Origin of the sequence: Salinivibrio sp. SS3, assembly GCF_001722105.1 — a bacterium.
Lineage (GTDB): Bacteria > Pseudomonadota > Gammaproteobacteria > Enterobacterales > Vibrionaceae > Salinivibrio > Salinivibrio kushneri.
The window spans coordinates 39,575-52,315 of sequence record NZ_MEBQ01000006.1 but is presented as its reverse complement, the minus strand read 5'-3'; the positions used below and the strand labels follow the sequence as shown (position 1 = coordinate 52,315).

11 protein-coding genes and 1 riboswitch are annotated in these 12,741 nt (G+C 49.5%); of the genes, 4 read left to right on the top strand and 7 right to left on the bottom strand.

The window, feature by feature from the left end; all coding sequences use genetic code 11:
• Nucleotide 1 precedes the first annotated feature (1 nt).
• The 7 genes from BGL48_RS03155 to BGL48_RS03125 all read right to left on the bottom strand — a co-directional run bounded on the left by BGL48_RS03155 (nucleotide 2) and on the right by BGL48_RS03125 (nucleotide 8,554).
• Nucleotides 2–1,150 carry an ABC transporter substrate-binding protein gene (locus BGL48_RS03155; RefSeq protein ID WP_069361293.1) on the bottom strand — a complete coding sequence of 383 codons (1,149 nt, stop codon included), beginning with the start codon at nucleotides 1,148–1,150 and terminating at the stop codon, nucleotides 2–4.
• Nucleotides 1,151–1,168: 18 nt separating this feature from the next.
• Nucleotides 1,169–3,304: a dihydrolipoyl dehydrogenase gene (gene lpdA, locus BGL48_RS03150; protein WP_069361292.1), complete on the bottom strand. Its 2,136-nt coding sequence runs from the start codon at nucleotides 3,302–3,304 to the stop codon at nucleotides 1,169–1,171.
• Nucleotides 3,305–3,583: 279 nt separating this feature from the next.
• Nucleotides 3,584–4,177: a TfoX/Sxy family DNA transformation protein gene (locus tag BGL48_RS03145; RefSeq protein ID WP_069361291.1), complete on the bottom strand. Its 594-nt coding sequence runs from the start codon at nucleotides 4,175–4,177 to the stop codon at nucleotides 3,584–3,586.
• Nucleotides 4,178–4,323: 146 nt separating this feature from the next.
• A riboswitch (cyclic di-GMP riboswitch) is annotated at nucleotides 4,324–4,425 on the bottom strand.
• Between the two features lie 178 nt (nucleotides 4,426–4,603).
• Entirely contained in the window at nucleotides 4,604–5,608 is a 1,005-nt protein-coding gene (locus tag BGL48_RS03140; protein ID WP_069361290.1) for a substrate-binding domain-containing protein, read from the bottom strand.
• Nucleotides 5,609–5,901: 293 nt separating this feature from the next.
• Nucleotides 5,902–6,678 carry a heme ABC transporter ATP-binding protein gene (locus tag BGL48_RS03135; protein ID WP_083238405.1) on the bottom strand — a complete coding sequence of 259 codons (777 nt, stop codon included), beginning with the start codon at nucleotides 6,676–6,678 and terminating at the stop codon, nucleotides 5,902–5,904.
• Nucleotides 6,678–7,712, bottom strand: a complete 1,035-nt coding sequence (locus tag BGL48_RS03130; RefSeq protein ID WP_069361289.1) for a FecCD family ABC transporter permease — start codon at nucleotides 7,710–7,712, stop codon at nucleotides 6,678–6,680. The genes BGL48_RS03135 and BGL48_RS03130 overlap by 1 nt, the downstream gene beginning before the upstream one ends.
• The gene (locus tag BGL48_RS03125; protein WP_069361288.1) at nucleotides 7,712–8,554 is read right to left on the bottom strand and encodes a heme/hemin ABC transporter substrate-binding protein; all 843 of its coding nucleotides are present in this window, start codon (nucleotides 8,552–8,554) and stop codon (nucleotides 7,712–7,714) included. Before BGL48_RS03125 ends, BGL48_RS03130 begins: the two co-directional genes overlap by 1 nt.
• Nucleotides 8,555–8,754: 200 nt before the next feature.
• Between BGL48_RS03125 and BGL48_RS03120 the strand changes: the two genes are divergently transcribed.
• From BGL48_RS03120 to BGL48_RS03105, 4 genes are all read left to right on the top strand, one after another.
• A complete protein-coding gene (locus BGL48_RS03120) occupies nucleotides 8,755–10,809 on the top strand; it encodes a TonB-dependent hemoglobin/transferrin/lactoferrin family receptor (RefSeq protein WP_083238403.1) in 2,055 nt (684 codons plus the stop codon).
• 80 nt (nucleotides 10,810–10,889) lie between these two features.
• Entirely contained in the window at nucleotides 10,890–11,426 is a 537-nt protein-coding gene (gene hutX, locus BGL48_RS03115) for a heme utilization cystosolic carrier protein HutX (protein WP_069361287.1), read from the top strand.
• A gap of 2 nt (nucleotides 11,427–11,428) precedes the next feature.
• Nucleotides 11,429–11,998 carry a heme utilization protein HutZ gene (gene hutZ, locus BGL48_RS03110; protein WP_069361286.1) on the top strand — a complete coding sequence of 190 codons (570 nt, stop codon included), beginning with the start codon at nucleotides 11,429–11,431 and terminating at the stop codon, nucleotides 11,996–11,998.
• A gap of 137 nt (nucleotides 11,999–12,135) precedes the next feature.
• Nucleotides 12,136–12,606, top strand: coding sequence for a DUF2947 domain-containing protein (locus tag BGL48_RS03105; RefSeq protein ID WP_069361285.1), 471 nt, complete (start codon nucleotides 12,136–12,138; stop codon nucleotides 12,604–12,606).
• The last annotated feature ends 135 nt before the right edge of the window (nucleotides 12,607–12,741 follow it).

The following is a 12,741-nucleotide window of genomic DNA, read 5'->3' as shown; positions in this document are numbered from 1 at the left end:
TTTATTGGCCGTAGCGTTTCAGCCACGCAGTCTCAAGCGCGGTTTGCCAGCTTGGATGTGGCTCGGGCTGGGTATTAAAGCGACTGACCTCGGCGGTGTCGGATAATTTAACGACCGGTGGATCGCCCCATACTTGGGTGTCGGCTTTACGCAGCTGTGCCTTTTCGCTCATCAAGAAGTTGATAGCGACCATGGCGCCGGCTTTGGCATTGGCGTTGTATGGGATCGCCATAAAGTGAATGTTAGATAGCGCACCTTGGTCAAAGGCAAACGCACGTGCTGATGGGGCGAGCTTTCCAGATGCGACTGCCGCTTTTGCCGCATTGGGGTTAAACGCTATCGCCACGAGAAGCTCGCCGTCGTCTAGCAGTTGTAGGGTTTCAGCACTGCTTGAAGGAAATTGTGAGCCTTCGCGCCAGGCCACTTGATGTAATTGGTCCAGATAGCGCCATAATGGCGCGGTCACGGCGTCAAAGTCCACCTCATCAACGGGCAGGTAAAGGGCTTCGGGCGAATCTGTCAGCTCAAGCAGCGCCGCTTTCAAAAAGCTGGTGCCATGGAACTGCGGCGGTTTTGGGTAACTCACTCGACCTGGGTTCGCTTGCGCGAGACTCAGTAATTCAGCAAACGAGCGAGGCGGGTTGGCAAGTGTGCGCTTATCGTGGATAAATACCAGCTGTCCCACCCCCCAAGGTGCTTCGAGGCCCTCTGTTGGTTCCGTGAAGTCTTCTTCAACCGGTAAGCTTTTATCGACAATTTGCCAGTTGGGCAGCCTGCTAACAAAAGGGCCGTACAGCAAATCATTTTCTTTCATTGATTTGAAGTTTTCGCCGTTAATCCAAACCATATCGACGCTGCCGCCGCTATCCTTACCCGCCGTCTTTTCAGCAAGCAGGCGATTGACGGTTTCAGCGATATCCGCCACTTTGACATGTTTAAGCGTGACACCGTAATCGCGTTGCAACTCCCGATTTGCCCAACGTAAGTAAGCATTGATCTCTTGATTGCCACCCCATGCGTTAAAGTAAACGGTTTGGCCTTTGGCTTGTTGCTCAATACTTTCCCAACGGTCGTTCTCGGTGCTGGCGGAGGCGGTTAAACTGACGACACTTGCGATCGACAGTGTCATCGCCGCTATCCAATGTTTCATTTTAATCTTCCTTTTCAATTAGTGACGCATCCAACGGTGATATTTTTCGACCCATTTCAGCAGCTTCTCGGGGGCATGAGCTTGCTTCCACACCCCGGCAGTATACTTCACCGCTTCACTCATGGTGGGATAAGGGTGGACGGTGCCAAGGATCTTATTCAGCCCAAGCCCGTGCCGCATGGCGAGAGTAAATTCTGCGAGCAAGTCGCCCGCATGTTCGCCAACAATAGTCACGCCTAGAATGGTATCTTTTCCTTTCGGTGTCAGCACCTTAATAAAACCATGATCATTGCCATCAGCAATCGCGCGATCCAGATCATCAATGCCGTAATAGGTTACTTCCACCTCTTGCTGATTGGCCTTGGCTTCTTTTTCATTGATACCCACGCGCGCGACTTCTGGCGAGGTGTAGGTGGCGGCAGGCATCACTGAATAATCAGCACGAAAGCGCTTAAATTGACCAAATAGCGCATTCACGGCGGCATACCATGCTTGATGGGCACTAGCGTGGGTGAGCTGAAACGGCCCCGCGACGTCGCCCACCGCGTAAATATTGGGATAGGCGGTTTGCAGATACTCATTGATTTGAATTGTGCCACGCTCGGTCACTGGAATATCGAGCTTTTCGAGACCAAAGCCTTTGGTGTTGGCGCTGCGCCCTAACGCGACCAGCACTGCATCAAACGCGACGGATTTCTCCCCATCAGGGCCGTCTAGTAACGCGACTTGTTGATCATCACTGTGCTCAAATGCTTTCACCTTGTGTTGTGTTAAAACAGTGACGCCGTCACGCTCTAACGCCTGCTCAACCAACTGGGCGGCATCTTTATCTTCACGGCTGAGAAGTTGGTCGGCCATTTCTGCGAGCGTCACTTGGCTGCCTAAACACGCAAAACTTTGTGCCAATTCCGCGCCAATGGGACCACCGCCTAACACCAATAACCGTGGCGGCAGTTCATTCAGAGACCAAATTGTATCTGAGGTGTAATGCGTGACCTCAGCCAAACCGGGAATCGGGGGCAACATAGGGCGTGCGCCTGTGGCAATCACGATGTTGCGGGTAGTGAGGCGTTCGCCATTCACCTCGACTTCCCATGGCGAGACAATGTGTGCTTCGCCTTGCACGCAATCTACGCCGAGCTTGGTGTAACGCTCGACCGAATCGTGAGGCTCAATGTGGGTAATCACTTGCTTAACCCGCGCCATGACTGCCGGAAAATCAACAGATGGCGCTTGGGTATGAATGCCAAACGCCTTAGCCTTGCTAATTTCTCGCATGGTTTTCGCCGCGCGGATCAGCGCTTTAGAAGGCACACAGCCCGTGTTTAGGCAATCACCTCCCATCGAACCTTTTTCGACCAGCGTGACTTTTGCTTTCACCACGGCTGCGATATAACTTGATACCAAGCCGCCTGCGCCGGCACCAATGACCACCATATTGCGGTCGAACTGACCAGGCTTGCTCCAACCTTGATAGCGTTTACGACGCGTGATCCACGCGATGACCCACTTTGCCAGCAGTGGGAAGACACCCAGTAATGCGAGAGAGCCAAGCACCGAGGGTGACACCACGTCGCCAAGTGCGTCGATTTGGGCCAGTTGGGTCCCCGCATTCACGTAGACTGCGGTTCCTGGCAGCATACCGAGTTGACTGACCCAATAGAAGGTGCGGGTTTTGAATGAGGTTAGCCCCATCACTAGGTTAATCAGAAAAAACGGGAAAATCGGGATCAGGCGCAGGGTCAACAGATACAAGCTGCCGTCTTTCTCGATACCACGATTAATGGTATCGAGCTTATTGCCAAATTTGGCTTGGACCCAGTCGCGCAACATAAAGCGACTCACCAAGAAGGCAAGGGTGGCGCCAATCGAGCTGGCAAAGGAGACCAACACCAATGCCCACCAAAAGCCAAACAGTGCAGCGCCCAATAAGCTCGCCACCGCCGCTCCCGGTAGCGACAATGCTGTCATCACCACATAGCCGACAAAAAACACCAGACTTGCGGTAGTCGCGTTTTCGATAATGTAATCGTTTAATGCCGCTTGTTGTGCTTTGGCGTTTTCAAGCGTCAACCATTGGCTGAGATCAAAACTAAACCACAGGGTAATAAGCGCAACAATCACTAAACCAAGCAGGATTTTTTTTACTGGCATACTATGTCTCGTCAGGTAGCAAATAGGGCCCAGATATAACATTAGGTGCTTTAGACTAATTAACTGGCTGATTTTTTAGTTGCGTTAAGAAACTGTGCTCTTAATCGTACCTAGGATCAGACCTGTCCGATCGCGAGAGACTTTCAAATAGAGTGTGAAAAACGTGTGGTTGATGTTTTTTTGAGCGAAAAGCGAGGCGACACCGCCGAGAGGCGGTGTTGAACGCGAACATTGCTCACAGAAAAGATTAGAGCGTTATACAAGGGAGACTGTGAGAGGTTATTTTTCTAGATGTTGTAATAATTCTTGGCGGCGTTGAGGTGGGACAACTGACCAGTGTTTGCCAGTAATTGCGCCTTCTAGTGACCATAATAGCTCCAAGCTCAGGTCTTTATCGTGCGCCGATACCAAGGCTTTGTATGCGTTGACTGCGCCATGTTTTTGCAGCGTTTCGGGGGTGTCAATCCCTGCCTTTTTCAGCATTCTTTCTGTTGCTAACCGGAGGTTAGGGAGGTCTTTTAATCGCGACGGACTGGTTTCGGTTTTCAGCGAACGATCGCGAATAGCGACATCGAGTGCACTTTTAGCTTCATTGATGAGTTTTTGGTGATCGTCCCACCAAGCATCAGGAATAGCAAAGTACTTGGTCACCACCGGGAAACCACGCTTTTTGTAAACGTAAGGGGTAAGTCCCTGCTTCTTAAGTAAGGTTTCGTTTTCTTTGCCGGCGCGTAGATGAAGGGTGTTGTTGACGACAAGGGCGAACATGGTGTCTTCGCAAAATAAGCCAAATCCGCCGAACATGGATCGGGATTTGATATTGCCAAAATCGGCAAATAAACGCATCGCGTCTTTTAAAGCTGGTTTATCCATTAATAACAATCTCGATGAATGCAAATGCCTAAAAATAATGTGTCAGTGTAACAAGGCAAACAGGCAGGATTGTCAATAAGTTATAAAAATATCAATAATGATACTTCATATTGCATTGACGCCATCTTCAGCTTTATAACAACGATGCTGGCAACCCCGCTACCGTGACTGACTGAAACGATTGATCAGTGTCCGTAGGCCGGTGGCTTTGCGTCCCATGCTTTCGCCATGGTTTGCCTTGTTCAAACAGGGATAAGCATATAATACTTAGACAGTGATGTCGCCCTCACTAACCATACAAAATGTGATTTTGGTTCAAAAAGGTTGTAATTGACAAGTTAGAGTAAAGGCTCTTTTTGGCTCGAAAGACTAAAAAAAGCCACCATACCTAAAGGCATTGGCGGCTTAAAAAACTTTTATAAAACACTAATTTATCGTTTTCACTGATTCACGACTAATGAGCTCGAGATCCATTTCAAATACTTGCTGTTGCGTATCATTATCGTTAATGCGTGCGAGCAAGAGTTTAACGGCGGTTTTACCGAGTCGCCGTTTAGGTTGGTGCACGGTAGTGAGTGGTGGTGAGTAATACTCGGTGAGATCAATATTGTCATAACCAATCACGGACATATCCTCAGGTACCTGCAACCCAGCTTGGTTAAAGGTGCTAATTGCCGCAAGCGCCATGATATCGTTGAAGCAAAACACGCCCGTGGGGCGGTGGGTCATATCAATGAACTGTTGTGCAGCGACTTTGGCCTGGTCTGCCTCGAAATCAGCTTCCACAATCCAGTCAGGGTTCGCGGTTATATTGGCTTCATTCAGTGCGCGGTAAAACCCTGCTAGTCGTTGTTTACAGGTATTTTTATCCATTTGACCGGAAATACAGCCAATTTGGGTATGGCCATTGTCAATAAAGTGTTTGGTGGCCAGATAGCCGCCTAATTCAGCGTTATCTTCGATGCGGTCGGTGTTGATATGATGACTCCCCCAGTCCATAACCACCATGGGCAGGTCACGCTTTTTTTCCAATAGCAGCATGAGGTCTTCATTGAGATCCGAGCACACCACAATCAAGCCGTCGACGCGTTTTTCTGACAACATGCGCAAATAGTCACGCTGTTTTTCTAAGTTACCCTCGGTATTACATAAGATCAGGGTATAACCTTGCTCATAGCAGTAGTCTTCTACACCGTGAACCAGTTCAGCGAAAAAGGGGTTAGTCGATTTGGTTACCAACATGCCAAGCGTGCGCGTCGTATTGCATTTTAAGCTGCGCGCCACCGCACTTGGCGCATAGTTTAGGTCATCAACCGCTTGCCACACCTTTTCGGTGGTCTTTTCGGCGACAAAGCGGGTTTTATTGATAACGTGTGAAACCGTCGTGGTCGAAACGCCCGCGAGACGCGCGACATCTTTAATCGTTGCCATCTTAATTCTTCTATATTGTGAAGCCTTGGGATCGTTACTCGCGACCTTACAGAAAAACGCCGCTGTAACGCAGCGGCGATGTCTTTCACAATCCCGGCTCATTAGACGGTTGCGAAGGTAACGAATCCGATTTCATCCATTCTCATAGTTAATCGGTTGCGGTCTCAGTTTACTTAGGTTGCTGCTCAGTCGCAATTGGTCTGATGAGCAAGCCATCATCAACAGGTGGTTTTGTGACCCAGCTATGCTCTTGGAGAGTGATATTATTCTCTTCACTGTCGACAACCTTGTTATTAGGTCACTATCAGTGGGCAAGTATGCGTTGGGTGTGTCATTACTGTCAGTGGGTGTTGATAAATCTCAGTCATCTGGTGGTGAGTAAAGCATTGCCAAGGCGTTCCCGAGAGAACCATTTCGCCTTGCTTCATAAAGTACAGATGATCCGCATAGCGACTGGCTAGGTTAAGGTCATGAAGAACAATGATCACCGTCATGCCTTGATCAACCAGTGCTCGGCACCGCATTAGTGTTTGGTGCTGGTGACTAATATCAAGAGCAGACGTCGGCTCATCAAGCATCATCATGGCGCGAGTCGGTTCCGTGTGCGCCAATTGCATGGAAATACGCGCCATATGTACTCGCTGCTTTTCACCGCCTGACAGTGTGGGGTAGGGACGATGGGCAAGATGAGATATATGCCACTGGCGTAACTGTGCTTCGGCTAACGCTTGGATTTGTTTACGGTTTGCTTTCAATGGTGTGCCGCCCATTTCAACAACTTCTCTAACCGTAAAAGCAAAGGTTAACCCACTGGTTTGCGGCAAAAAAGCAACCTGTCTCGCGAATGCGTCGCGAGGCCATGCCTCTCTGGACGCTGACCAAAATGATACGTCGCCTTGTTGGTGTTGCTCACTCATTAGCTGTTTGAGTAAGGTGCTTTTTCCTGCTCCGTTCGGACCGAGTAAGACATGTAACTGTCCACTTTGAAACGCGACATTGATGTCGCGAAGCAGTGGGCGTTGGCCAAGGGTGTAATGAAGGTGTTGAACATGAAGCGCAATACGAGCCATTAGTGTACCATTGTTTGTCGTTGCTGAATAAGCAGCCAAATAAAAAAGGGGGCGCCCATCAAAGCGGTAATGATGCCGACTGGCAACTCCGCTGGTGCGACAATCACTCGGGCAATAATATCGGCAAGCGTAAGCAGAAGTGCGCCTAATACCGCCGATAAAGGGATGAGCATACGATGATCGGGCCCAGCGAGCAGGCGGCCAATATGCGGTACCACTAAGCCAATAAACCCTATTAATCCCGCAGCACTGACGGATATTCCCATCCCGGCAGCGGTTGCAATGATCAGTAAGCGTTTTAGTCGGTGAATATCGATCCCTAAATACGCAGCTTCGTTTTCACCGAGCAATAAAGCATTCAGCTGATGAGCCCGACAATAAGCAAATACCGTGAGGGCGACAGCCGCTACGCCAGTTAAACCGATTTGCCCCCAACTGGCGCCGGTTAGGGAGCCCATCGACCACAGCGCGATATCGCGTAGGGTTTGGTTGTCGGCCACATAATTGATCATCCCCAACGCCGCGCCTGATAGCGCACTGATAGCGATACCGGCTAATAGCATGACGGTCACGGACGTACCCATCGCGGTGGTGCCGATTCGGTATACAAATAGCGTCGCTAAAAGCGCACCGAAAAAAGCGAATAAAGGCACGGATAGGTGAAAGGCCAAATTTATACTGCCAAATGACAATAACAACAGCCCCAATGCCCCGCCGAGAGATGCGCCCCCAGAGACACCGATAATCCCAGGATCAGCGAGAGGATTCCGAAATAGCCCTTGCATCAAAGCACCGCAAACAGCGAGCAAAGCGCCCACAAATAAGCAAAGCAGCGTACGAGGCAGCCTGACTTGCTGGACGATAGCGAGTACATGAGGCGCGAGCTGATCTTGCCAAGGCGTTAAACTTTGTAGACTGACCAGCCAACCTAGCTGCCATTGACCAACTGCAATCGAGGTCACTGATACGGCAAGCAACAGAATGAGCAACGCGGGAAAGAGTCGCTGATAAGGGTGCTGTATCTGCAATGACATCACTGATTACGCTCGATTAGCTGTGATTGCACACGAAGCGCCTCATCTAGCGTTTTCAGGCTCAAGCCGCCAACCAATACACTGCCATCAATCGCGAGGATCTTGTTTTGCTGAAATGCTTGGGTTTTTTCCAACAAGGGGACGGCATTGGCAAGTCCCGTTAGGCCGCCCAATTGGTCCAAAGAACGTTGCATCACCAGAATAAAGTCAGGGTTGAAACCGAGCAGCGCCTCGGGTGACAGGGGCTTATAACTGGTAACCGTATTGGCGGCCGGATTCGTCGCGCCGATAAGCTCAATAAGCGTATTGGGTGTTGTGTTCGCACCGGCAATACTTGCGGGACGACCTTGGTGGACGAGCAAGAAAATCCCCTGTTGGGTCGATGTCAAGGCATGACGTTTGAGTTGCGCACGTTTTTCATCGACGGCACGGAGCAGGGGGGCCGCTTCACTTTGTTTGTCTGTGAGGTTGGCGACTTGGGTTATGCGCTGTTTCAGTGCCGCGACCGTCGGTGCACTCGGCAGCGTAACCACCTCAACCCCGGCATTGTCGAGCTTTGTTAACACAGGTTTGGGGCCCATTTCGTCAGAGCCCAATAAAAGCGTGGGTGATAATGAGAGCACCCCCTCCACCGCTAGCTGACGGTGATAGCCGATATTGGGAACATCTTTACTATCGAGCTGGCTCGTGGCGTCAATCCCCACAACTTGTTTTTCTGCTCCAAGCTCAATCAGTAGATCAGTGACGCTTGCCCCTGCGCTCACTATACGTGGCGATGCAAAAATCGAAAATGAAGCGAGTGTCATCATCAGGGCAAGCAGTCGAACAGCAGCGGTTGCCATGTTTTATCCTTATTTTTCAGAGTCAGTCGTGTCTAGAGGTTTATGTGCTGGTTAGATCGTCACACCGTGTGACATCAACGGAGACAATATATTACTCAATACAAACAAGATCAATTATCGTTTGCATTCCTGTTCTCGATCAATAGAATTGCCTTCAAATGATGATAAGTCGCATTTGCAGTAAGGCATAGAGAACCGTTATGAAAACCAGAAAGGATATTTGGACAGTAAAGCATAACCACCGTGTCGCCCTGGCAGTCGGTGCCGTGTTGAGTACGATGAGTGTCGCGCCTCAGGCCGTCGCTGAGAGTGCCGCTAACCAGTCTAAAGAGGCGAACCCTGTAGAGACGCTCTCTGTCTACGGAAGCCGCATGAGCACACAAAAAGCGAACGCGGGTGTGGCCGTGAGTACCGTATCATTGGAGGAGATAGAGAAACGGCAGGGAAGTAACGTTACCGACTTAATCCGTCACTTACCTAATGTGTCTGTGCTGGGCGGTGGGCGTGATGTGGCTCAATCTGTGACTATTCGTGGACTAAGCAGTGAAAACGGCCGCGTCATCCAGTTAGTTGATGGCACCCGCCAGAATTTCTCGGTCGGCCATCGCTCTAGCCTATTCATCGATCCTGAGTTACTCCGTTCAGTCGAAGTGGTCCGTGGCCCTTCCAGTACCTTGTGGGGATCCGGTGCATTAGGCGGTGTATTCGCCCAAAACACCAAATCAGCCAGCGATTTTCTTTCTGGCAGTCAGACCTTAGGTGGTTACCTTAAGCAAGGTTTCCATAGCAACAATAATGCTTCACGCACCAGCGGCGCGGTATTTGGTCGCACGGAAACGGTTGATTGGCTGGTACAAAGTTACTACAACGATAGTGATGATAATCAATTAGGCAATGGCAAAACCTTGTCTTATTCAGCCGAGCGAGAAAAAGGCGGGTTTGCCAAACTGGTGTTTACGCCTTCTTTGGATCACCAGTGGACGTTCACTGCTCGTCAAGGCGAACTTGATGATATGTCTCCATCAAATCCCTCAGTCAAAGAGCCGTCAGGTTCTTATCCGTTAGTATACCGTGAAACAAGGGACCAGAGCCTTTCCGTTGCCTACGATTATAGCCCCGCCAGTCATTGGGTCGATATTAACTCTCAGTTGTATTTCAATAATACTGAGATGAAAGAGCACCGTGTTGCATCGCAAGAACGTGACAATAATGAGACCCAAACCGTAGGCTTCTCTATCACGAATACGTCCAACATAAAAAATATCGATTTAATTACAGGTCTGGATTTATATCGCGATAGTTATGAAACAAAACGTGATGACAGCAGTGCACCTGGAGAGCGTCCAGCAGGACAAGATGCAAATGCAGAAAGTATAGGGGCGTTTGGTCAAATAAATATTCCTGTATTCGACCAGCTTCGCTGGCAAGCGGGTGTTCGATTTGACTCATACCAAGGTGAAGATAATCGACCGACATCACTGGATAGTGAGAGCCGCGATCATGCATGGTCCCCATCGACGGCATTGACATGGAATGCAACCGAACAGCTAGCATTGACTGCCAGCTATCGCGAAGCTTTTCGCGCACCGAGCTTAGAAGAAATGTATGCCAGTGGTACTCATTTTACTACTCACATGGGGATTAACCAATTTGTCCCTAATCCGGACTTGAAACCCGAGCACAGTGCCAACAAAGAATTAGCCATCACGTACCGATTTACTCCGACGAGCTATGTCGATAAAGCCTATGTTGATGCGCGCCTGTTCCGTAACGATGTTGACGATTTTATTGATATGAACGTTGACTTCATGGGCGGCACAACAACGCGCGAAAACGTTCAAGATGCCAAACTTGAAGGCATCGAGCTAAGCCTTCATCACCAACTCGGTGGTTTTACCAATAATCTAAGCTACAGCCAAACTGAAGGGAAAGACAAAGAGACCGGCAGTTACCTCGATAACATCCCAGCCCACAAGTTTGTCGCAGAAACCGACTATGCGCTGGCGACGTTACCAGTGAGTATTGGCGGTCGAGTCTCTCATTATGCCGAACAAACCGACACTAACGATGCCAAAACTTATGACGGCTACACCTTGTGGGATGTGTATGCAAGCTATAGCCCTAATGGCGCGTGGGATGGTGTGAAGTTCGATCTCGCGATCGATAACTTGACCGACGAACAATATACCCGAGCCTGGGCGCAAGTAGCCTCTCCTGGGCGTGATATTAAACTCAATGTTCGTTACCAATTTTAATCAAACACGTACAAAGGGCAGGTAAACGCCTGCCCGCACTGATAGAACCTATCACAATACAAATAGGCTGGGAGTGAACAATGACAACCACCACGTTAACGGAACAGGTCAGCGCGTTACTGAACGATAATGCCTCGATGCTACCTGCCGATATGGCAACAACTCTGGGGGTGAGTGAGGGGGAAGTGGTACGCGCCATGCCCGCAGACTATCAAACTTGGGTTGAGGGGCAGCATGCTGAAACCGTGCTCATGCAGGTGGCCGAATGGGGAGGCCCGGTCACGGCGATTGTACATTCTGGCGGCTCAATCTTTGAAGTAAAAGCGCCGTTTCCCAAAGGAAAAATCGCTTACGGCTATTACAACTTAATGGGTAAGCCCGGCGAGATGCATGGCCACCTAAAGCTAGAGCGTATGGCGGGTATTGCATTCGTCAGCAAGCCCTTTCGCGGCAAGACAACCCATTACATCGGCTTTTTTACCGAACAAGGCGATTCGATTTTTAAGATTTACTTGGGGCGTGATGAAAAGCGTCAGCTTCTCGACCATCAGGTTGAAGCATTCCATCAACTAAAAACGCAGTTAGCAACCTCAACACCAACAGACCTGGAGCAATAATCATGGATCAAGCGACGAAACAACAACGCCTACAAAACCGCCTTGGCCCTGAAATTAAAGAATTTCGTGAAAACTGTTGTACTTTGCAGCTCGCAACCGTCGATGCGCAAGGAAAACCTAACGTGAGTTATGCGCCATTTGCACAGCTAGAGGACGGTTTTTATATTTTAATCAGTGAAATAGCTCGCCATGCCAGGAACTTACAACAAAACCCTCAGGTTTCGTTGATGATGATCGAAGACGAAAGCGGCGCGAAACAAATTTATGCGCGCCAGCGTCTCAGTTTCGATGCCAATGCTGAATTAGTGATGCGTGACACCACGGCGTGGCAAACGGGGATTTCGGCGCTGTCCCACCGCTTTGGCGATATTATCGACAGCTTAAGCGGGTTGGCTGACTTCCATTTATTCCGCCTCAAGCCGGAAAACGGCCTTTATGTCAAAGGGTTTGGTCAGGCCTTTCAGGTTGGCAGTGATGACTTTGTCGATATGGTACACCTTGATCAGGGCCATCGAAAACTTGGCGACAGCCAGGATGTTCGTTCGACGGATGAGATAGCGGTTAACGACTAACCGAGTACGCTTTCCTCAAACGGCAATGTGTGATGCATTGCCGTTCTTGTGTCGCTTCAATCGGGCTTTACTTGGTAACAACCCAGTGATGAATATGATAAAGTTGCCGGCATCATAGAGCGTATAACCTGATTAACATGAATTATCTCCCGTTGTCTGAATATAAAAGGAAGTGGATCTTTACCCACCAGTCTTTACCTATTCCCGAACAGGAGCTGGCTGATATTAAACCCATGACAGAAGCTCGCGCCGCGCAGTTATGGCAAGAATTTATCAGCAAAGACAGCCCGACACCGGATCATTTTGGCAAGCAAGATTGGCCTACCCATCAAAGTGTTTGGACCCAGCGGCTGGTTTGGCAACAAGCCTGGGATGATGACGGTGACCTTCCTGATGAGTTTCTCGCTCACTTTCCATGGGAAGACAACATCACGGTCTACTTTTGTTATGACAAACACAATATCGTCGAAACGCACTGGGGGGGGTTTAAACGGTATTGGAAAAACTTTCTGTTCTACGACGATAAGCCTATTTTACTGGGGCGTCGGCGTAAGGAAGTGGCGATGTTTGAGCAATCAGGGGAAGTGGTAATTGGCAAGCGTGACTGACCTCAAGTTATCAGTGATGGTGCCGTTATAAGTGATAGCAAGGCGTCATTGTGACAGTAGACATGGTTTTATGGCGCAAACCTCTGGGTAAGTAGCCTTAGAGAGAAGAGTGGTATTTGGTGCTGAGCGTAGGAA